Annotated in this window: 18 protein-coding genes; 10 read left to right on the forward strand and 8 right to left on the reverse strand. The window is 72.6% G+C overall.

Features of this window, described 5'->3' with window-relative positions; translation table 11 throughout:
• Nucleotides 1-18 precede the first annotated feature (18 nt).
• Together ACWEVP_RS49280 and ACWEVP_RS49285 are read right to left on the reverse strand one after the other, a co-directional pair.
• Nucleotides 19-207: a DUF397 domain-containing protein gene (locus tag ACWEVP_RS49280; protein WP_452069530.1), complete on the reverse strand. Its 189-nt coding sequence runs from the start codon at nucleotides 205-207 to the stop codon at nucleotides 19-21.
• Nucleotides 200-1,048, reverse strand: coding sequence for a helix-turn-helix domain-containing protein (locus ACWEVP_RS49285; protein ID WP_452069531.1), 849 nt, complete (start codon nucleotides 1,046-1,048; stop codon nucleotides 200-202). Before ACWEVP_RS49285 ends, ACWEVP_RS49280 begins: the two co-directional genes overlap by 8 nt.
• 86 nt (nucleotides 1,049-1,134) lie before the next feature.
• Between ACWEVP_RS49285 and ACWEVP_RS49290 the strand changes: the two genes are divergently transcribed.
• On the forward strand, nucleotides 1,135-1,575 hold the full coding sequence (locus tag ACWEVP_RS49290; protein WP_452069532.1) for a hypothetical protein: 441 nt from the start codon (nucleotides 1,135-1,137) through the stop codon (nucleotides 1,573-1,575).
• Here the strand turns inward: ACWEVP_RS49290 and ACWEVP_RS49295 are convergent.
• Complete coding sequence (locus tag ACWEVP_RS49295) at nucleotides 1,529-1,909, reverse strand: VOC family protein (RefSeq protein WP_452069533.1); 381 nt, start codon at nucleotides 1,907-1,909, stop codon at nucleotides 1,529-1,531. The two genes, ACWEVP_RS49290 and ACWEVP_RS49295, sit on opposite strands and share 47 nt — an antisense overlap.
• A gap of 96 nt (nucleotides 1,910-2,005) precedes the next feature.
• Here ACWEVP_RS49295 and ACWEVP_RS49300 point away from each other — a divergent pair, with 96 nt between their 5' ends.
• The 3 genes from ACWEVP_RS49300 (at nucleotide 2,006) to ACWEVP_RS49310 (ending at nucleotide 5,530) form a co-directional block, all read left to right on the forward strand.
• Nucleotides 2,006-2,947, forward strand: coding sequence for a helix-turn-helix transcriptional regulator (locus ACWEVP_RS49300; protein ID WP_452069534.1), 942 nt, complete (start codon nucleotides 2,006-2,008; stop codon nucleotides 2,945-2,947).
• Nucleotides 2,948-3,200: 253 nt separating this feature from the next.
• Nucleotides 3,201-5,267, forward strand: a complete 2,067-nt coding sequence (locus tag ACWEVP_RS49305; protein WP_452069535.1) for an AMP-binding protein — start codon at nucleotides 3,201-3,203, stop codon at nucleotides 5,265-5,267.
• Nucleotides 5,267-5,530, forward strand: coding sequence for a hypothetical protein (locus ACWEVP_RS49310; RefSeq protein ID WP_400886749.1), 264 nt, complete (start codon nucleotides 5,267-5,269; stop codon nucleotides 5,528-5,530). Before ACWEVP_RS49305 ends, ACWEVP_RS49310 begins: the two co-directional genes overlap by 1 nt.
• Here ACWEVP_RS49310 and ACWEVP_RS49315 read toward each other — a convergent pair.
• Nucleotides 5,515-6,114 (reverse strand): GyrI-like domain-containing protein, encoded by a 600-nt coding sequence (locus ACWEVP_RS49315; protein ID WP_452069536.1) that lies wholly within the window; start codon nucleotides 6,112-6,114, stop codon nucleotides 5,515-5,517. The genes ACWEVP_RS49310 and ACWEVP_RS49315 overlap by 16 nt on opposite strands.
• Entirely contained in the window at nucleotides 6,114-6,617 is a 504-nt protein-coding gene (locus tag ACWEVP_RS49320) for a PadR family transcriptional regulator (protein ID WP_452069537.1), read from the reverse strand. The genes ACWEVP_RS49315 and ACWEVP_RS49320 overlap by 1 nt, the downstream gene beginning before the upstream one ends.
• Before the next feature lie 106 nt (nucleotides 6,618-6,723).
• On the opposite strand from ACWEVP_RS49320, the gene ACWEVP_RS49325 reads away from it, so the two are divergent.
• The 6 genes from ACWEVP_RS49325 (at nucleotide 6,724) to ACWEVP_RS49350 (ending at nucleotide 14,033) form a co-directional block, all read left to right on the forward strand.
• Nucleotides 6,724-8,028 (forward strand): SWIM zinc finger family protein, encoded by a 1,305-nt coding sequence (locus tag ACWEVP_RS49325; RefSeq protein WP_452069538.1) that lies wholly within the window; start codon nucleotides 6,724-6,726, stop codon nucleotides 8,026-8,028.
• Entirely contained in the window at nucleotides 8,025-9,410 is a 1,386-nt protein-coding gene (locus ACWEVP_RS49330) for a DUF5691 domain-containing protein (protein ID WP_452069539.1), read from the forward strand. The genes ACWEVP_RS49325 and ACWEVP_RS49330 overlap by 4 nt, the downstream gene beginning before the upstream one ends.
• The gene (locus tag ACWEVP_RS49335) at nucleotides 9,407-10,492 is read left to right on the forward strand and encodes an ATP-binding protein (RefSeq protein WP_452069540.1); all 1,086 of its coding nucleotides are present in this window, start codon (nucleotides 9,407-9,409) and stop codon (nucleotides 10,490-10,492) included. The genes ACWEVP_RS49330 and ACWEVP_RS49335 overlap by 4 nt, the downstream gene beginning before the upstream one ends.
• Nucleotides 10,489-12,669: a DUF5682 family protein gene (locus tag ACWEVP_RS49340; RefSeq protein ID WP_452069541.1), complete on the forward strand. Its 2,181-nt coding sequence runs from the start codon at nucleotides 10,489-10,491 to the stop codon at nucleotides 12,667-12,669. Before ACWEVP_RS49335 ends, ACWEVP_RS49340 begins: the two co-directional genes overlap by 4 nt.
• The gene (locus tag ACWEVP_RS49345) at nucleotides 12,666-13,835 is read left to right on the forward strand and encodes a VWA domain-containing protein (protein WP_452069542.1); all 1,170 of its coding nucleotides are present in this window, start codon (nucleotides 12,666-12,668) and stop codon (nucleotides 13,833-13,835) included. The genes ACWEVP_RS49340 and ACWEVP_RS49345 overlap by 4 nt, the downstream gene beginning before the upstream one ends.
• Before the next feature lie 75 nt (nucleotides 13,836-13,910).
• A complete protein-coding gene (locus ACWEVP_RS49350; RefSeq protein WP_086684836.1) occupies nucleotides 13,911-14,033 on the forward strand; it encodes a ribosomal protein bL36 in 123 nt (40 codons plus the stop codon).
• A gap of 148 nt (nucleotides 14,034-14,181) precedes the next feature.
• Here ACWEVP_RS49350 and ACWEVP_RS49355 read toward each other — a convergent pair whose 3' ends face one another.
• The 3 genes from ACWEVP_RS49355 to ACWEVP_RS49365 form a co-directional block, all read right to left on the reverse strand.
• Nucleotides 14,182-15,651, reverse strand: coding sequence for a flavin-containing monooxygenase (locus tag ACWEVP_RS49355; protein ID WP_452069543.1), 1,470 nt, complete (start codon nucleotides 15,649-15,651; stop codon nucleotides 14,182-14,184).
• A 70-nt stretch (nucleotides 15,652-15,721) separates the two neighbouring features.
• Nucleotides 15,722-18,073, reverse strand: a complete 2,352-nt coding sequence (locus ACWEVP_RS49360) for a polysaccharide lyase 8 family protein (protein WP_452069544.1) — start codon at nucleotides 18,071-18,073, stop codon at nucleotides 15,722-15,724.
• A gap of 310 nt (nucleotides 18,074-18,383) precedes the next feature.
• A complete protein-coding gene (locus tag ACWEVP_RS49365) occupies nucleotides 18,384-19,820 on the reverse strand; it encodes an aldehyde dehydrogenase (NADP(+)) (RefSeq protein ID WP_452069545.1) in 1,437 nt (478 codons plus the stop codon).
• Between the last annotated feature and the right edge of the window lie 67 nt (nucleotides 19,821-19,887).

Consider the following 19,887-nt stretch of genomic DNA (forward strand, 5'->3'; position numbering starts at 1 on the left):
GGGCTATGTGCGCGGGAGCTACACCTGGCGAAGATCCGATGGGTCTCGCGTACATACGCTGATCACGAAGGCATCCCACGATCGGGTGGAGATTTCGAGGGTGCCGCCGGCGCGGTCCTTGGTGTCGCGGATTTTTGCCGCAGGTCCGAGCGCCACTTCGACGCAGTTGTCCTTGCCTGAATAGCGGGAGATCCGCCACTCACCCATCCATGCCTCCGAGTTCGGCGATCACCTCCTCGATGAGCGCGCAGCTCTCCTGCTCACTCAGGGCCAGCGCCGCCAAGGTCTTGGCGGCGGCCCGGTAGTCGGCGACCTGCTCCGCAGCGTAGAGGTAGGCGCTCGCCCGGAATTGCTCCACGAACACGATCGACGGCAGCCGCTCGAAGTCGAGGATCGCGAAGGGACCGCAAAGCCCTGGATGGCACTGCACACTTCCGCGGAGGACCTGCAGCGAGATGTTCCGCCGCCGCGACAGGTTCAGCAGGAGCCGCAACTGGTCGCCCATGACCGGTGGCTCGATGAACCCCGGCCGCAATGTCGCCTCGCCGAGAACCACTCCGTACGGAACCGGGTAAGGACCGGTGAGCACTTGCCGGCGAGCCTGCCTGGCCACGGCCTGCCGCTCGACCTGCTCGGCCGGCAGGCCGAGGCCCGCCAGCACGATCCGGGTGTAAGCCGGGGTCTGGAACAGTCCCGGCACGAACACCGGCTCCCAGCCGAACATCGCACTCGCCTCACGCTCGTACTCCACGTAAGTGAAGTTCTTGCGGCCGGGAATCAAGTTCTCGAGCCAGCTGACCTCGGCCGCGTTCTTGGCGAGGTCGAGGAGCCGGGCCCGTTCCCCAGGCTCCACCACGAGCACCCCCAACAGCAGCCCCACCTGCTCCACCTTGGGAATCCGCTTCCCGTACTCCCAATTGGACAGTTCCTGCGGAAGCACGCCGATCAACCTCGCCAGCTCGCGCACGCCGAGGTTCCGGGCCGTCCGACAGGACCTGAGCCCGAAGCCGAGCGCTCTCGCCCGGGGTGTCGCGAAGGGTGTCGCCATGAGCGCATTCTGTCACCGGGGTCCGACAGTTCCCGCGGCCGCTCGTCGGCTGGTGTCACAAATCCGCGTCAGGTTTCCTGCAGGTCATGGACCCGGACCACGCCCTCCTGACCCGGCTGCGCGACCTGGCCGAGACGCTCCCCGGCGACCTCGCCTGGCTCACCGGCCCGCCCCTGCGCGCGGACGGCATGCGCGATCTCGGCGAGCGCCTCACCTGTCTCGGCGCGGACCTCGTCAGCCGCGCGGGCGCGCTCGACGACATCGCCGCCGCCCGCCTGCCCGCCCACGGCTGGATCCCCGAGTGCGGGCCGGATCCGCGCCGCCGTCTCGCGCACTACGTCGGCCGCGGCGAGGTCCGGCTCGGCCTCATCTACTACGCGAGCTGCGGCGCGGGCTGCTTCCCGTTCTACGGCACCGATCCGGCGGACAAGACCGTCCGGCACGAGCGGTGTGACAAGTGCGTGAAGGAGGCCTACCGCCTCACGAGCGTTCCGCCAGCACAGCGAGGTAGTGCGCGTTCGTCATGACGCCGAGGACGTTCCCGAAGGGATCGACGACCGACGCCGTCACGAACCCGGGTCCCCGTTCGGTGATCGGCTCGTGCTCCTTCGCGCCCAGTTCCTTCAGCCGGGCGACGGTGGCGTCGAGGTCGTCCACGTGCCAGTAGACGATTTCGCCGCTCGCCCCGCCCACGCTCGCTGGGACGTACTTGCGGTCGATCAGCCCGAGTTCGTGCCGGTAGTCCCCGATCCGGAACTCGGCGTACCCGGGACGCTGGAAGTACGGCTCGATCCCCAGGAACTCGGTGTACCAGGCCTGCGCGGCCGCGTGGTCGTCGGCGAAGTACGAAACAGTGGCCATTCCTCGCAGCATTTCTGCTCCTCTCAAGCGGTCTGACGCCATCATGCGGAGCCAAAGTGCTCATCAAGCGAGCACTTTGTTTGCGACACTGGCGCCATGCGCGCCGACCGTCTTGTCGCCACCTTGCTGCTGATGCAGACGCGCGGCCGCGTCACGGCCGCCGAGCTCGCCGCGGAGCTGGAAATCTCCGTCGCGACGGCCCGCCGTGACCTCGAAGCCCTCTCCACCGCGGGCGTGCCCGTCTACCCGCAGCCGGGCCGCGGCGGCGGCTGGCAGCTGGTCGGCGGCGCGCGCACCGACCTGTCCGGCCTGACCGCACGCGAGTCCCAGGCCCTCTTCCTGCTGGCCGGGCCGGCGGCGGCCGCGTCCCCCGAGGTCAAGTCGGCCCTGCGCAAGCTGATGGGCGCGCTGCCCGGCACGTTCCGCTCCGGTGCCGAGGCGGCCGCGGAGGCGATCGTCGTCGACCCGGCCGGCTGGGGCGAGCGCGTGAAGGAGCGGCCGCCGATGGTCGAGCTCCTGCGGGACGCCGTGATCGCACGCCGGCGCGTCCGGTTCACCTACGGCGGGCGCGAGCGGCTCGTCGACCCGTGGGGCCTGGTCGACAAGGACGACGTCTGGTACCTCGTCGCAGGGACCCCGGCCGGGCGACGGACGTTCCGGGTGGACCGGATCGCGGCGCCCGTCCCGACCGAGGAGCCCGCCGATCGCCCGGCGGACCTCGAACTGGCGAAGGTGTGGGACGAGGTCGTCGAGGAGATCGAGAAGCGCCGGTCGCCGCTCACCGCGGACGTGGTGCTCGACCGCCGTCACTTCGGCGTGCTGCGCGACCGGTTCGGCCGGCACTGCGAGCTGGTCGCGGACCTGCCCGGCGACCGGGTCCGCGCGCGGGTCGCGGCGCCCGCGCCGATCATGATCGCGCAGGAGCTGGCGGGGTGGGGCGCACTGGTCGAAGTGGAGGGTCCCGAGTCCGTGAAGGCCGAACTCGCCCGGCTGGGCGCGGAGCTGGTCGCCCGGTATGCCCCCGCATGTCCTGAATGAGTCATCCAGGACGCCGGACGTCTTGAATGAGTCATTCCGGACGCCCACGGAGGCCTGCGCACACAGCCCGTGGCCGTTATGCTCGGTGAACGGCGTTAATCACTCCACAGTGGACACTAGGAAGACCTACTACGAGTGTCCGTTACTCTCCGGTATCTGGCCGTTCGGAGTATCCGGGATCACCCGTTTGCTGTTACTGTGACGTCTCCGTGACCTGAACGTGTGTTCGGTGACACTGCGGTGAGGGCAGAAGATGCGTGACGATGTGGTCGAGGCGAGTGCCGTGGTCGGGCACACGCCGGATGTGGTGTGGCAGATCGTCGGTTCGCCGGAGTGGTATTCGCGGTTCGTGCCGGAGATCGCCGGGTGCGAGATCGTCGAGCACGCCGCGCGTGGCCGGGGGCCCCGGGGCGTGATCCGGATCGTGCCCGAACGCGGGCCGATGATGGAGGCGCAGGTTCAGGCCGTCGTGTACCGGCCGGGCGAGCACGTCGTGTGGTGCGGCGTCCCCGACGAGGGCACGTGGGTCTCGCTCGAGCTGAGACCCCTGGCCGGCGGCAAGACCGAGCTGTTCGTCCGGATGATGCTGCCGCCGTCGCACGTCGATCTCGTGTCGTCGGTGAAGAAGGACGTCCGTGCCCTCGCCCGGCGCCTCGACCTGCACCTCGCCGGCAAGCCCGATCCCGACGCCGACCGCGACGGCAACAAGGCCACGAAGCTGCGCACCACGAGCGTCCTGGTGCGCGCCGGCGTCCTGTCCGCGGGCCGCCCGGACAAGATCGCCCGCCAGCTCAGCTCGCTCGCCCAGTGGGGCGCCACCATCGCCGGCGGCTACCAGGCCGCCGCGGCCCGCGTCCCCGACGAGCCCGCCCTGCACGACGAACGCAGCCTCCGCACCTTCAAGCAGGTCCAGGAGCGCAGCGACCGGCTCGCGAACGGCCTGAGCGAGCTCGGCGTCGGCGAACGCGACCGGATCGCGCTGATGTGCCGCAACCACGCCGCGATGGTCGAGTCGTTCGTCGCCGCCAGCAAGCTCGGCGCCGACCTGATCCTGCTCAACACGGGCCTGTCCGCGGCTTCGGTCAAGGACGTCATCGCCGAGCACCAGCCGGCGGCCGTGCTGGCCGACGACGAGTTCGCGCAGACCATCGCGAACGTCCCGGGCGAGTTCGCCCGGATCAGCACGTGGCCGGACGCCGAGACCGGCTACCCCACCGTCGACGAGCTGATCCACGCCGCGCCCGCCGACCCGCCCAAGCCGGTCGAGCGGCCGGGCCGCGTGGTCGTGCTGACGTCCGGGACCTCCGGGACGCCGAAGGGCGCCCGGCGCCCCACGCCGAAGGGCATGGGGACGGCCGCGGCGATCCTCGACCGGATCCCGCTGCGCGCCGGCGACCGGATCCTGGTCGCGGCGCCGCTGTTCCACAGCTGGGGCCTGGCCGCGATGCAGCTCGGCATGGCGCTGCGGGCGTCGCTGGCGCTGATCCGCAAGTTCGACGCCGAGGAGACGCTGCGGGCGATCGCCGAGCAGAAGTGCGACGCGCTGTTCGCCGTGCCGATCATGCTGCAGCGCATCATGGACCTGCCCGAGCGCGTCCGCGCGCGCTACGACCTGTCGTCGCTGCGGATCGTCGCGAGCAGCGGCTCGGCGATGTCCGGCTCGTTCGTCACGCAGTTCATGGACACCTTCGGCGACGTCCTCTACAACTTCTACGGCTCGACCGAGGTGTCCTGGGCGAGCATCGCCGCCCCGGCGGACCTGCGCGCGGCGCCGACCACGGCGGGCCGCTGCCCGCTCGGCACGCGCGTCGCGATCCTCGACGAGGACCGCAAGCCCGTCCCGCCCGGCGGCGAAGGCCAGATCTTCGTCGGCAACGACATGCTGTTCGACGGCTACACGAACGGCAAGGACCCGGCGCGCGCGGCGGACCTGATGGCCACCGGCGACGTCGGCTACCTCGACGCGGCGGGCCGCCTGTTCGTCACCGGCCGGGCCGACGAGATGATCGTGTCCGGCGGCGAGAACGTGTTCCCCCGCCCGGTGGAGGAAGCGCTGGTGGCCCTGCCCGGCGTGCACGACGCGGCGGTGGTCGGCGTGGCGGACGCGGAGTGGGGCCAGCGCCTGGCGGCGTACGTCGTCCCGCGGCGCGGCGCCTCGCTGCACGCGGAGGACATCCGGGCCTACATCCACCAGCGGCTGGCCCGGTTCGCGGTGCCGCGCGACGTGTACTTCGTGCCGGACCTCCCCCGCAACGCGACGGGCAAGATCCTCAAGCGCCTGCTGCACGACGACACCTGGCCGGTCTCCACCGAGTACTGATGCCCGAGCACACGCCGGACGGCCGGTACATCGTCGTGAACGGCCGCCGGTGGCGCGCGACGGACCCGGAGATCCCGGACGACGTCCGCGACCGCCTGCAGAAGCACCTCATGGCGGCGCGGCGCGTCCAAGACCGAGCCCGCACGCAGACGGCGAAGGTGGCGCTGGGTGAGCGCGGTGAACCGTGGTGGGAGCAGACGTCCGAGCAACGGCGGGCGCGCTGGGAAAGCGGCCTCGCCGAGCTGGATCAGCCGACCGGCTGACGCAGCACGGTCTTCAACTTCGCCGGCTCGGTCCGGCGCGGGTCGCCGAGGTAGACCTCGTGGTGCAGGCCGGCCGGCTCGAGTCCTTCGCGCTCGAGGAACTCGCCGTGCAGGCGGGCGAGCAGCGGGCCTTCGTCGTCGTACGAGCCGATGTGGAGCGCCTGCGCGCACCGGCCCTCGCGCAGCTTCTCGAGCCGGACCGGTGCGTCGATCTTCTTCTTGCGGCGCACCGATTCCCGGGCTTCCTCGACGGCGTCCTCGCCGATCCACGCGGGCTGGCAGATCAGCATCGTCCACTGCCAGGACGCCTTCGCGCGCACGGTGAACGCGGCGTAGTCCTCGGCCCACCACAGGCCTTCCAGCGGGCCCACGACGAAGTCCTCGCCGGTGCGCTTCGCCGTCATCTTGATCGTGTATGCGAAGGCGTAGAGCGCTTCGACGGCTTTCCGGTAGCTCTCCGCCGTGTTCGGGTCGCCCCGGCCGTCGATGGCGAGGAACTGCTGCTCGGGCACGTCGAGCAGCGCCCAGTCGGTGTTCTTCGGCGCGTACAGCCGCTTCAGGTCCTTCTTGACGTCGTAGGGCATCAGGACAGTCCTCTCAGCCAGGCGGCTTCCGCTTCGAGCTGGGTGATGGAGTAGTCGAAGATCGCCCGGACGAACGGCGGGGCGTCCGCCGGCGCGGCCCGGCGCACCTCGGCCAAGCGCTCCTCGACGGCTTCGGCGCGCCGGGCCAGCGCGGCCGCGAGCCTGCCGGGCGGGATCGCCGGGCTGGTGGCCAGCCCGACCAGCACCGGCGGGTGCACCGGGCGCAGTTCGGCGATGGCCGCCTCCGCGGCCGCCGCGCAGGCACGCCGGCCCGCGTCGGTGGCCGTGTACGTCTTCTTGGCCTTCGCGTGGGCGCGTTCTTCCGCGACTTCGGCGACCAGGCCGCGGTCGCGGAGTTTTCCGAGGACGTAATAGATCGAACTGAAGCCGAGGGCGGTCCACTCGCGCATGCCGCGCTCCGACACGACTTCGTCCAGCTCGTAGCCGTGCCTCGGCCGTTCGACGACGAGGCCGAGGACGGTCAGCTCCGAGTCGGTCAGCACGTCTCTACTCTAGCACTAGAATAGTCGGGTTCCGGAAATTGTCGGTGGGTGCTGGCATGCTTCAGCGAGTACCGGAAAGCGAGGGCGGACAGTGGGGGGACAGGTGGTGACGGCGGTGCCGTGGACCGCGGAACGCGTGGCCGGGCTGGCGCCGGATCCCGCGTCGGAGAAGGCGGGCCGGGCGCTGGCCACGCCGGCGAAGTGGTCGGGCGCGGGTGCGTCCGAAGACGCCGTGTGGGGCTTCTGCCAGGGCAGTGGCAAGAAGCCGTACCAGACGTGCGTCGAGCTCGCCGAGCCCGCGTTCCGGTGCTCCTGTCCCAGCCGGAAGTTCCCGTGCAAGCACGCACTGGGGCTGTTGTTGCTGTGGGCGGCGGGAAAGATCGATTCGGCCGCGCCACCCGAGTGGGTGCACACGTGGCTGGCCGAACGCGCCGACCGAGCCCGGCGCGCGGAGAAACGCGCGGAGGCCGCCGGGCCGAAGGACGAGGAAGCGGCCGCCCGGCGGGCTTCGGAGCGGGCGGCGCGCGTCGAAGGCGGCGTGGCGGAGCTGAAGATCTGGCTGACCGACCGGATCGGCGCCGGGTTCGCCGGGTTCGAGCGCAGCGGCGGCGAGGAGCTGCGCACGGTGGCGGCGCGGATGGTCGACGCGCAGGCGTCCGGCCTGGCGGGCGGGTTGCGCCGGGCGGCGGGGATCGTCGGCCGCCGCGACTGGCCGGAGGCGTTGCTGGGCGAGCTTTCCCTGGTGTACCTGCTGGCGGATTCGGCGACCCGGCTGGATTCCCTGCCGCCGTCCCTGGCCGAAACCGTGCGGACGCGGCTGGGCTTTTCGGTCGAGACGGCCCGGGTGCTGGACAGCGGCGAGCGCGTGTCGGACGAGTGGCTGATCACGGGCGCGGCGGACGAGGAGAACGACCGGCTGCTGACGCGCCGGACGTGGTTGCGCGGGCGTGCCACGGGCCGGGACGCGCTGGTGCTGTCGTTCGCGCCGCCGGGCCGTCCGCTGGATTCTTCGTTGCCGCCGGGCCATTTCCTGACCGCCGAGCTGGCGTTCTACCCGGGTGCCGCCCCCTTGCGCGCGCTGGTGGTGGAGCGCGGCATCCCGTCGGCGGCGCCGGAAGCTTCGGGCGGGTCGATTTCGGAGGCGCTGGGATCGTACGCGCGGGCGATGGCGGCGGACCCGTGGCTGGAGCGCTGGCCGGTCCTGCTGTCGGGTGTCACACCGGCAGAACACGGCGGCGGCTGGTGTCTGTCCGAAAAGGACGGAACGGCGCTGCCGCTGGTGCCGTACGCGTGGCCGTGGTCGTTGCTGGCGATGTCGGCGGGCCGTCCGCTGACGGTGGCCGGCGAGTGGAGCCCGGCGGGACTGCGGCCGTTGACCTGCTGGCACGAGGACCGGGCGGTGCGGCTGTGAAAGCCTGGGAAGACCTCGTCGGCACCGCGCTCCTGGGCACTCGCCGCCGCACGCTGGACCCCGCGTCCCAGCCGCCGGCGGTGCAGGACCTCGTCCAGGACCGCACCGACCCCGCCGAACAGCTCCTCACCGCGGCGGCCGTCCTCACCACCTACCGCCGGGCCGGCCGGCAGCCCTTGCACGACGTCCGGCCGCTGCCCGTCGCGGCCCCGGACGAGCGTCCCTTCGTGCCGCCGCCGGCCCGGGAACGCCTGGCCCGCCTGCTCGCCGCCAGCCATCCCGATCTCCTCCTGGAGTGGCTCGGCATCGTCGCCGGCACGGACTACCGCGTCCCGCCCGAAACCCTCCCCCTGCTCGCCGAAGCCGCCCGGAGCAAGGCCGCCCTGCGGGGTCCGCTGGTCGCGGTCGCCGGGTCCGTCGGGGCGTGGCTCGGGCAGCGCAACCCCGACTGGTCCTACCTCTGCGCGCCCGCGGAAGAAGCGGCCGACGTCTGGCAGTACGGCAGCCTCGCCCAGCGCCGCCGCTGGCTCGCCGCCAAGCTCGCCCAGGATCCGTCGGCGGCCCGCGAAGCCCTCCTCGGCTCCTGGAAGAGCGAACCCGCCGACGTCCGCGCGGACTTCCTCGGCGTGCTCGCCGGCCACCTCGTCGCCGAGGACGAGGACTTCCTCGAAGCCGCTCTCACCGACCGCGCCGCGGCGGTCCGGGAACGGGCCGCCGAACTGCTCGGCCGCCTGCCCGGCACGCGGTACGGCGAAGGCATGGCCGAACGCCTGCGGCCGCTGGTCCGCCGCCGGGGCCGGGTCCTGGAAGTCACTGTCCCGCAAGGCGAACGCGGCGACGGCACCGTCCGGCTGCGCACGCTCGTCGCGGCCGCTCCCCTGTCCTTCTGGACCGAGTTCGGCCCGCCCGCCGAGGTCGTCCGGATGACCGTCGAGGGCTGCCCGGCCGGCGTCCTGCGCGACTCGTGGGCCACCGCGGCGCTGCGCCAGCGCGACGAAACCTGGGCGCAGGCCCTGATCGGCGCCGACCCCGGCGGCCGCACCACGCCGCCGCTGCTCGGCGTGCTCGGGCCCGCCGGCCAGGCCGCCACCGTCGGGCACCTGATCGGCCGGCTGCCCGTCGAGTCGTTCGCGCGGCTGGTGCACGAGCTGCCCCGGCCGTGGACGAAGGAGCTGGGCACCGCCCTGCTCGACTGGATCGCCCGCCAGGACGACCACCGCCTGGTCTCGCACGCCGCCGTCGTGATCGCCCGCGCGGTCCCGCCGCAGTGCCTGCGCCACCCGCTGGCCACCACCCGCCTGACCATGGACGCCGGGCCGTGGCGCCGGGCGCTCACCGAAACGCTGAACTTCCGCCGCGAAATGTACGAGGAGCTCGCATGACCGCCCCCACCGTCCTCCGGCCGCACGCCGAACAGGACCACGCCGCCGAGCTGGCCGCGCTGGCCGCCGCCGATGACCGGGCCAAGCCGCCCCACTGGAACCTGTCCCCGTGGGCCGTCGTCGAGTACCTGCTCGGCGGCACCCTGCCGGACGGCACCGTGATCACCCCGAAGTACGTCGGCCCGCGGCGGCTGATCGAGGTCGCCGTCGCGACGCTGGCCACCGACCGCGCGCTGCTGCTGCTCGGCGTGCCCGGCACGGCGAAGACGTGGGTGTCCGAGCACCTCTCCGCCGCGATCAGCGGGGACTCGACGCTGCTGGTGCAGGGCACCGCGGGCACGTCCGAGGAGTCGATCCGCTACGGCTGGAACTACGCCCGGCTGATCGCCGAAGGCCCGAGCGCCGCCGCGCTGGTCGAAAGCCCGGTGCTGCGCGCGATGCGGGACGGCAAGCTCGCCCGCCTCGAGGAGCTGACCCGCATCCCGGCCGACGTCCAGGACTCGCTCATCACGATCCTGTCCGAGAAGACCCTGCCGATCCCGGAGCTGGGCACCGAGGTGCAGGCGCGCCCGGGCTTCAACCTGATCGCGACGGCGAACAACCGTGACAAGGGGGTCAACGAGCTGTCGAGCGCGCTGCGGCGGCGGTTCAACACCGTCGTGCTGCCGCTGCCGGACAGCGCCGAGGCGGAGGTCGAGATCGTCAGCAGGCGGGTCGCCGAGCTGGGCACGTCGCTGCAGCTGCCCGCCGAAGCCGCCGAGCTGGCCGAGATCCGCCGCGTGGTCACGGTGTTCCGCGAGCTGCGCTCAGGCCGCACCGAAGACGGCCGCACGGCGGTGAAGTCGCCGTCCGGCACGCTGTCGACGGCCGAGGCGATCAGCGTGCTCACCGGCGGGCTCGCGCTGGCGGCCCATTTCGGGGACGGCGTGCTGCGCCCGCACGACGTCGCGGCCGGCATCCACGGCGCGGTGGTCAAGGACCCGGTGGCCGACCGCGCGATCTGGATCGAGTACCTCGAAACGGTCGTCCGCGAGCGCGACGGCTGGGCCGACTTCTACCGGGCCGGTCAGGAGATCTCTTGACCACTCACCTGCTCGGCATCCGCCACCACGGTCCGGGATCCGCCCGGGCCGTGGCGACGCGGCTCGCCGAACTGGAGCCCGACGTCGTGCTGATCGAGGGTCCGCCCGAAGCCGACGCCCTGGTCGAGCTGACCGAAGACCCGGCCATGCAGCCGCCGGTCGCGTTGCTGGCGTACGCGACCGACGACGTCTCGCGCGCCGCGTTCTGGCCGTTCGCCGTCTTCAGCCCCGAGTGGCAGGCGCTCACCTACGCGCGCGAAGCCGGGATCCCGGTGCGGTTCTGCGACCTCCCGGCCGCGCACACGTTCGCCGCGGGCCCGGACGAGCACGCGGGACCGCCGGTGGACCCGCTGGCGCTGCTGGCCTCGGCCGGTGGCTACGACGACCCGGAGCGCTGGTGGGACGACGTCGTGGAGTCCCGGCGGGACAGCGAAAACCCGTTCGAGGTGATCGCGGACGCGATGAAGGCGGTGCGCGAGGACGAGGACCCGCCGCGCGGGAACGAAGCGCGGCGTGAGGCGTACATGCGCTCGGTGCTGCGCCGCACGCGCAAGGACGGCTTCGAGAACATCGCCGTCGTCTGCGGCGCGTGGCACGTGCCCGCATTGGCCGATCCGCTGCCGCCGGCGTCGCACGACTCGTCCGTCCTCAAAGGACTGCCGAAGCGGAAGGTCGCGTGCACCTGGGTCCCGTGGACCCACGGCCGGCTCGCGACGGCCAGCGGCTACGGCGCGGGCGTGCGGTCGCCGGGCTGGTACCACCACCTCTTCACCACGGCCGAAGACGTCACCACACGCTGGCTGGCCGGGGTCGCGGCGGTCCTGCGGGAGGAGGACCTGCCCGTCTCGACCGCGCACGTCATCGAGGCGGTCCGGCTCGCCGACACCCTGGCCACGCTGCGCGGGCGGTCCTCGGCCGGGCTGGCCGAGGTCACCGAAGCCACCCGGTCGGTGCTGTGCGGCGGCGACGAGGTGCAGGTCGAGCTCGTCACGCGGCGGCTGGTGGTCGGCGAACGGCTCGGCGAGGTGCCCGACCGGGTGCCGCAGCCGCCGCTGGCCGCGGACCTGACCGCGACGGCGAAACGCCTGCGGCTGAAGAAGGACCCGATCGTCAAGGAGCTCGACCTCGACCTGCGCACGCCCGGCGGGCTCGACCGTTCGAAGCTGTTGCACCGGCTCCGCATCCTCGGCATCGAATGGGGCAGCCGGGAGGCGTCGGCGCGGCGGAACAAGGGCACGTTCCGGGAAACCTGGGCGCTGGCCTGGGAGCCGGCGTTCGAGGTCGACCTGGTGGCGGCCGCGGTCTACGGCACGACCGTGCCGTCGGCGGCCACCGCCGCGGTCCGCGGCGCCGTCGAGGGCACGCCCCCGCTGGACGAGGTGACCACGGCCGTCGAGAACTGCCTGCTCGCCGACCTGCCGGAGGCGCTGCCCGAGGCGCTCGCGGCGCTCGACGCGCGGGCGGCGGCGGACGCGGACGTCGCGCGGCTGATGTCGGCGCTGCCCGCGCTGGCCAGGGCGACGCGCTACGGGAACGTGCGCGGCACCGACACCGGCGCGCTGCGCGCGGTCGCCGACCGCATGCTCGACCGGATCTGCGCCGGCCTGCCCCCGGCGACGCACGGGATCGACGACGACGCCGCGGCCCGGATGGCCCAGCTGGTCGACGGCGTGCACGACGCGACGTCGCTGCTGGGCGAGGAGGCCAAGGAGCGCTGGCTCGCGGCGCTGGCGCGGCTGGCCGAACGGCCGTCGCTGCCGCCGCTGCTGGCCGGGCGCCTCACCCGGATCCTGCACGATGCCGGGCTGCTCGACGCGCTCGACATCGAACTGCGGCTGGGCCGGGCGCTCACGCCGGGCATCGCGCCGTCGGCGGGCGCGGCGTACGTCGAGGGGTTCTTCGACGGTGGCGCGCTGCTGCTGGTGCACGACGAAGGTCTGCTGCGGGTGATCGATGCGTGGCTCGCGGCGATCCCCGCCGATGTCTTCACCGAGGTGCTCCCGTTGCTGCGCCGGACGTTCGGCGCGTTCAGCGGGCCCGAGAAGCGGGCGATCGGGCACCGGGCGGCCGGGCTCGACGGCACCGCGGCGGTCGTCGCGGCAGCCGAGGAACTGGACGAAGACCGGGCGGAGCGCGTGCTGCCGGTTCTGGCGACGCTGTTGGGGGTGGGGGCGTGAGCGCGGATACGGAACGCGCGCGCCGCTGGCGGCTGGTGCTCGGCGCCGAGGGTGCGGGTGAGGGGTCGGGGCTGGCCGACGCCCAGCTGTCCGAAGAGGACAGTGGCGTCGACGCGGTGCTGGCCGCCCTCTACGACAAGCCGGACGAGGAAGCGACGGGCGGGCCGCGCAGCGCCAACCTCGGCGCGTCGGCACCGCGGGTCGCGCGCTGGCTGGGCGACATCCGGCGGTACTTCCCGAGCACGGTCGTGCAGGTGATGCAGCGCGACGCGGTCGACCGGCTGGGGCTGACCCGGATGCTGCTGGAGAAGGAGCTGCTGTCGGCGGTCGAGCCGGACGTGCACCTGGTCGGCACGCTGCTGTCGCTGAACGGCGTGCTGCCGGAGGAGACGAAGGAGACCGCGCGCGAGGTCGTCCGCAAGGTCGTCGAGGAACTGGAGGAGCGGCTGGCCGAGCGCACCCGGGCGGCGATCAAGGGGGCGCTGGACAAGGCGTCGCGCACGCACCGGCCCCGCCCGGGCGACGTCGACTGGGCACGCACGATCCACCGCAACCTCAAGCACTACTCCCCCGAGCTGCGCACGATCGTGCCGGAGCAGCTGATCGGCTACGGGCGGCGCCAGCAGGCGGTGCAGCGGGACGTGATCCTGGCGGTCGACCAGTCGGGGTCGATGGCGGAGTCGGTGGTGTACTCGGGGTTGTTCGGTGCGGTGCTGGCGTCGATGCGGGCGTTGCAGACGTCGTTCGTGGCGTTCGACACGGAGGTGGCGGACCTGACCGAGCACCTCACGGACCCGGTGGACGTCCTGTTCGGCACCCAGCTGGGCGGCGGCACGGACATCAACCGCGCGATCGCATACTGCCAGGGCCTGGTGGGCCGGCCCGAGCGGACGCTGCTGGTGCTGATCAGCGACCTGTACGAGGGCGGCGACGAGGAGGAGCTGCTGCACCGGATCGCCGAGCTGGTGGGCGCGGGGGTCCAGGTGGTGACGCTGCTGGCGCTGTCGGACTCGGGAGCGCCGTCGTACGACCACGAGAACGCGGCGGCGCTGGCGGAGCTGGGCGTCCCGGCGTTCGCGTGCACGCCGGACCAGTTCCCGGAGCTGATGGCAGCGGCGGTGAGGGGTGATGACCTGCAGTCCTGGGTGGCGCGTGAGACCAGCTGAGTTGCGGAATGAAACTGAGGGGCGGGTAGTTGAGGGGGATGTGGGACGCAGATCCCGCAGGAAGGACGGCTCGCCATGAAGGTCCGCAGCTCGATCCGCTCGCTCGCCCGCCAGCCGGGTGCTCAGGTCATCCGCCGGGGGACGAAGGTGCTGGTGATCAACAAGGACAACCCGCGCAACAAGGCCCGCCAGGGCTGACAAGCGCCGACGGGGGTGTACGCGCGGCCGGGCCGGACGGCCCGGCCGCGGCGGTCTCGGCGACCGGCCAAGCGGCCAAAGCCAGGCCGCCCCGCGCAGCACAGCCACGCGGCCAGCTCCACGGCCGACCGGCAGCCCGCCGAGCCGCTCAGTGCGTTGCCGCCGCCCGGTCTTCCGCGCGGCCGAACCGCATCACCCCGTCGTCGACCCGGCCCAGCCGCATGTCCGCGAAGTCCAGCAGGTAGTTCTGCCGCATCAGCCAAGGCCGCCTCTCGCCCTGCTTCGGCAGGCCCGGGGCGGCCCTCTTGATGTACCCCGACGCCAGGTCCACGATCGGCCGCGGCCGGCCCGCCGCCGCGGCCGATTCCTCGTCCGGTGCGCAGAACGCGTAGCCCCGCCGGTCCAGGTACTCCAGCAGCCGGCACACGTACTGGGACGTCAGGTCCGCCCGCAGCGTCCACGAGTTGTTCGTGTACCCCACGCACCACGCCAGGTTCGGCACGCCCCCGAACATCATCCCCTTGTACGCCCGCTGATCACCCGGTACGACAGCGCGGCCGTCGACCGTCAGCGCGATCCCGCCGAACGCCACCAGCCGCAGCCCCGTCGCCGTCACGATGATGTCCGCGTCCAGCGAACGGCCCGACTCCAGGGAAATCCCGGAAGCCGTGAACCGCGCGATCCGGTCGGTCACGATGTCCGCCTTGCCCGAGCGCAGCGCCCGGAACAGGTCCGCGTCCGGCACCAGGCACAACCGCTGGTCCCACGGGTCGTACGACGGCACGAAGTGCGGGTCCACCGGGATCGACGCCGGCAGCTGCGCGGCCACGCGCTTGCGCAGCGCCAGCGACGCCCGGCGCGGCAACCGCCGCATCAGCTGGAAGAACAGCGTCCCCAGCACCACGTTCTTGCCGCGCACCACCCGGTGCGCGAGCTTCTCCGGCAGCAAGGCCCGGATCCGGTCGGCCAGAGCGTCGCTGCCCGGCCGGGCCACGATGTACGACGGTGACCGCTGCAGCATCGTCACGTGCGAGGCCTGCCCGGCAAGCGCCGGGACCAGCGTCACCGCCGTCGCGCCGCTGCCGATCACCACCACCCGCTTGTCCGTATGGTCCAGCGACTCCGGCCAGTGCTGCGGGTGCACGATCTCCCCGGCGAACTCCGCGCGGCCCGGGAAGTCGACCACGTGCCCGGACTCGTACGAGTAATAACCACTGCACAGGTACAGGAACCGGCACGTGAACGTCGCGCCGTGCGCCGTCGAGACCGTCCACAGCGCCGACGAAGACGACCACGACGCCCGCACCACGCGGTGGCCGAAGCGGATCCGGTCGACGATCCCGTGTTCGGAAGCCGTCGAGCGGATGTAGGACAGGATCGACGGGCCGTCCGCGATCGCCTTCGGGTCCCGCCAGGGCCGGAACGGGTAACCGAGGGTGAACATGTCCGAATCGGATCGGATGCCCGGGTACCGGAACAGGTCCCAGGTTCCGCCGATCGTGTCCCGCGCCTCGAGCACCGCGTACGTCTTGCCCGGCAGCCGCTCCTGCAGCCGGCAGGCCGCGCCGATCCCGGACAGCCCGGCCCCCACGATCACGACGTCGACGTGTTCGGTCATGGATTCCAGCCTAACCGAGCTGGGGACCCCGCCGGACCGGGTCGGGGCACCGGCCCGGCGGGGAGGACCACTACAGCCGCACCACCGTCGTGGCGCCGAAGGTGCCCTTCAGCGGCACCGTCACGGCTTTGCCGCGCACGGTCACCGTCACGCTGTCCTGCGTCTGCGTCGGGTCCGACACCGCCAGCTGACGCCGCCCGACCGCCACCGAAGCCGGTCCGGACACCCGCACGTCACCGGCCGAGCCGGCGGCGAAGAAGTTCGCCAGCACCGTGCCGTCGGCGACGCGCACCGCCTGCACCACCGCGGTGTTCGAGAGCACGCGCCACGCCCACGACGCCGTCAGCGTGCCGATCACCGACGCGCCGGGCAGGACCGCGTACGCGTAGGTCGCGTCGACCGGCTTCACGCCGTGCTCCAGCACCAGCTTCTGGTACCGGCGCGTGTTCGGCGTCGTGGTGCCCTTCGTGTTGGCGCCGGTGTCGATGTCGCGCCAGGCGCCGGTGCGGTCCTCGCGCAGCGCCGTCACCGAAGCGTCGTCCAAGAGCGCGTACCCGCCGACGTTCTCCAAGTGCAGCCAGCGCGTCCGGCGCAGCGCCGAGACCTTGCCGAGGTCGGTCGGGACGCGCCGGCCGTCCGCGAGCAGCGCGCCGCGGCCGCCTTCGCCGAGGTTGCGGTTCTCGATCGTCGTGCGCACTGCGCTGCCGGACGTGCTGGTGATCCCCGCGCCCAGGCAGACGATCCCGGACGGCGTGAAGAACCACGACTTCTTCGCGACCAGGGAGCCGTCCCAGGACTTGAAGTCGAGCGCGTAGGCGCCGGTGCGGGCGTCCCAGCGGACGCCGCCGGTGTGCGCGTTCGGGCCGACCGGCACGCCGCCGAACTTCGGGTCGACCGGGCCGTCGTTCTCGGTCGTGCCCGGCAGCAGCAGCGGGTCCACGGTGGGCCAGTAGGCGTCGGTGTAGTGGCCCTTGGCGTTGGGTAGAAAGGTGTAGAGCACGCCGTCGCCGACGTAGAACCCCTTGAGGTTCTGGCCGTTGATGGACTCGTAGCGCGAGATCCGCGTCGAGCTGACGCCGAGGGACGCCGACCAGTCGTCGGTGACGTGCACCATCCGGTCCTGCTGGCCGAAGACGCGGTGCGTCGCGGTGACCCGCGCGGGGCGCGCGCCCGAGGCCAGCATGTCCTGCGCGAACTCGATGCCCGGCGTCGCCACCAGGTCCGGCCCCGGCGCGAACCGCTCCGGGTCGGGGATCTTCAGGAACGGCGCATACGTGCCTTCGTTGATCCACTTGGCGGCGAGCGCGTTGAGGTCGGTCTTCGTCTTGCCGGACGCCGTGCGGGCCAGCACCAGCGTCGCGACCGTCAGCTGGTGGCCGATGTCGTGGCCGGTCTCGCCCTGGCGCGAGAGCATCCGGCCGCGCACCGGCTCCATCAGCGCGCCCGCGTAGACGAACGGCGCGAAGCTGTCCGCCACCAGCGCGTAGATCTTGTCCTTCAACGGTTGCGGCAGCGCGTACTCGGTGCCCGCCGTGACGTGGATGGCGCCGGCGAGCGCGGTGAGCAGGACGGTGCCGTAGTGCCCGGGGTACGGGATGGTGTCGTGCTGGATGAACGAGCCGTCGACGTGGAAGCCGTCGCCGGCCGCGCGGTCGAGCTTGGCGACGACGCTCGCCGCTCCCCCGCCCGCGACGTCGGTGAGCGCGTCGATGCCCGTCTTGATCCAGGCGGTGTCGCCGAGCAGCGCGCCGGACACGATGGAGATGAGCGCCTTGTCCGCGCGGTTCGCGCCGGTCTCGATCACCGACGCGTTGTTCGCGCGCAGGTTCGGGTTGCCGACGAACCGCTTCACCGGAGCGAGGTAGCGGGCCAGCTGCTCCGCGGTGAGCTGGTCGGCGACGACCGACAGCGTGTGCAGCAGATAGTACGGGATGCCGATCTCGTAGGTGTACCAGTTGCCGATCTCGCCGACGTTCTCGTTGTACTGGCTGGCGTAGATGAGCTCGAGCGCCGCCTTGATCCGGTCGAGCACCACCGGATCGCCGGACAGCGCGGCGCCAGGGGTGCCCCAGTCGACGGCGATCGCGCGCAGCCGGGCGTACATCGACGTCGTGTAGTCGCTGCCCGGGCCGAGCGGCAGGTCCGTCCACAGTGGAGCACCACCGCCGGCGACGGACAGGCTCGCGTTGTACGCCTTGGCGACGCGGCCCAGGTTGACCAGCGCGGCGGTGCGTTCCGGCGACGGCCGGTTGATGCCGGTCTGCAGCTGCCGGTAGGCGGCGACGATCGGCGCGGTCGCGACGGGCACCCCGCCCGCGGCCGCGGGCTTCCCACCGGCGGCGAAGGCCGGACGGGTGAGCAGCACGGTCGAAGCGGCCGCCAGCGCGCCGCCGCGCAGCGCGTTTCTCCGGTTCACGGGCATGGCAATGCCTCCCAGGAAGACATCCTCGGCTTACAGGGAACGGGATTCAGTTGTGCGGCGGCGGTTTCCGGCACCGGAAACTGTCGGTGCCGGGCGATAGGCTGGAAACGGGGGGCGCCCCCGCGGGCTGCGGGTTGGCGGCGCCGGAATTGTCGGTGCCGGCCGGTAAAGTGGAAACTGGGGGGCGCCCCCGCGGGTTCGAGGGCTGCGGGTTCAGCGGCACCGAAACTGTCGGTGCCAGACGGTAACGTGGAAACCGGGGGCGCCCCCGCGGGCCGGCCGGGTCAGCGGGTCCGCGGGAGCGGCTCGGTCAGCGGGAGCCGTCGGTGCGGCGGGGCAGCTGCCAGGGGTTGGCCTCCTGGAGGGGTTCGGGCAGCAACGCGTCCGGAAAGCCCTGCCACGCGAGCGGCCGCAGGAACCGCTCGATCGCCGCGGTGCCGACGGACGTCGTGGTCGGGGCGGTCGTCGCCGGGTATGGGCCGCCGTGCTCCTGGGCCCAGCTCACCGTCACGCCGGTGGGCCAGTCGTTCCACAGCAGCCGCCCGGCGATGCGGGCCAACGCCGGCAGCACCGGCCGGATCCAGTCCGCGTCGGACTCCTCGCCGTGGATCGTGGCGGTGAGCCCCGGTTCGATCACGTCGAGCAGGCGCAGCAGCTCGGCCTGGTCGGCATAGGTGACGATCAGCGACGCCGGCCCGAAGCACTCCTCGTGCACCGTGTCGCCGCCCTCGAGGAACTGCTTGCCGGTCGTCGCCAGCAGTGTCGGGGTGAACGCGGGCGCGGAAGAATCCGACGACGACACCACCTCGACACCTGGGACCTCCTTCAGCGAAGAAAGCTTGTCCGCGTAACCGGAAGCGATGCGGTCGTTGAGCATCGGCTGCGCCGCGGCACCGGCCAGCGCCTCCTGCAGCACCGAGGTCAGGTTGTGGTCCTCCGGCAGGAACAGCAGCCCCGGCTTGGTGCAGAACTGCCCGGCGCCGAGGGTGAACGACCCGGCGTACCCCTTCGCGACGGCCTCCCCGCGCGCGGCGATCGCGGCCTCGGTCACCACGACCGGGTTGACGCTGCCCAGCTCGCCGTAGAACGGGATCGGCCGCGGCCGCGCGTTCGCGATGTCGAACAGCGCCCGCCCGCCGGGGATCGACCCGGTGAACGACGCCGCCGCGATCCGCGGGTCCTTCAGCGCCGTGACACCTTCCTCCTGGCCGAAGATCACGTCGAAGATCCCCTCGGGCGCGCCCGCGCCGACCAGGGCTTCGCGCAGGATCCGGCCGGTCAGCGCGGACAGTTCGGGGTGGCCCGGGTGCGCCTTGAGGATCACCGGGCAGCCCGCGGCGAGCGCGGACGCCGTGTCGCCGCCCGCGACGCTGAACGCGAACGGGAAGTTGCTGGCCGCGAACACCAGCACCGGGCCGATCGCGGTCTTGACGCGGCGGATGTCCGGACGCGGGCCCATCGGCCAGTCCGGGTCCGCGTGGTCGACGGTGGCGCCGAGGAACTCGCCGTCGGTGAGGACCTCGCCGAACAGGCGCAGCTGGAACGTCGTGCGCTTCAGCTCGCCGGCCAGCCGCGGGGTGGCCGGCAGGTGGGTCTCCTCGTGCGCCAGCGGGACGAGGTCGCCGGCGGCGGCGTCGAGGGCGTCGGCGGCCGCGACCAGCCAGCGGGCGCGCTCGGCCGGGGTGGCCGCGGCGGCGGGGCGGGCGGCCGCGGCGGCGGATCTCGGCGACCCGGGGCACCGGCCCAACCCCGCGCTCGGCCCGGTCGACCGCGCTCCCTTCTACGCGCTGAAGATCTTCCCGGGTGATGTCGGA

The sequence above is a fragment of the Amycolatopsis sp. NPDC003865 genome (assembly GCF_053605345.1).

Bases quoted from the DNA above. Each gene is read 5' to 3' on its own strand.
- ACWEVP_RS49355 (WP_452069543.1), bottom strand. From the start codon at position 15,651: ATGACCGAACACGTCGACGTCGTGATCGTGGGGGCCGGGCTGTCCGGG.
- ACWEVP_RS49335 (WP_452069540.1), top strand. From the start codon at position 9,407: ATGACCGCCCCCACCGTCCTCCGGCCGCACGCCGAACAGGACCACGCC.
- ACWEVP_RS49300 (WP_452069534.1), top strand. From the start codon at position 2,006: ATGCGCGCCGACCGTCTTGTCGCCACCTTGCTGCTGATGCAGACGCGC.
- ACWEVP_RS49360 (WP_452069544.1), bottom strand. From the start codon at position 18,073: ATGCCCGTGAACCGGAGAAACGCGCTGCGCGGCGGCGCGCTGGCGGCC.
- ACWEVP_RS49315 (WP_452069536.1), bottom strand. From the start codon at position 6,114: ATGCCCTACGACGTCAAGAAGGACCTGAAGCGGCTGTACGCGCCGAAG.
- ACWEVP_RS49285 (WP_452069531.1), bottom strand. From the start codon at position 1,048: ATGGCGACACCCTTCGCGACACCCCGGGCGAGAGCGCTCGGCTTCGGG.
- ACWEVP_RS49280 (WP_452069530.1), bottom strand. From the start codon at position 207: ATGGGTGAGTGGCGGATCTCCCGCTATTCAGGCAAGGACAACTGCGTC.
- ACWEVP_RS49310 (WP_400886749.1), top strand. From the start codon at position 5,267: ATGCCCGAGCACACGCCGGACGGCCGGTACATCGTCGTGAACGGCCGC.
- ACWEVP_RS49290 (WP_452069532.1), top strand. From the start codon at position 1,135: ATGGACCCGGACCACGCCCTCCTGACCCGGCTGCGCGACCTGGCCGAG.
- ACWEVP_RS49305 (WP_452069535.1), top strand. From the start codon at position 3,201: ATGCGTGACGATGTGGTCGAGGCGAGTGCCGTGGTCGGGCACACGCCG.
- ACWEVP_RS49350 (WP_086684836.1), top strand. From the start codon at position 13,911: ATGAAGGTCCGCAGCTCGATCCGCTCGCTCGCCCGCCAGCCGGGTGCT.
- ACWEVP_RS49295 (WP_452069533.1), bottom strand. From the start codon at position 1,909: ATGGCCACTGTTTCGTACTTCGCCGACGACCACGCGGCCGCGCAGGCC.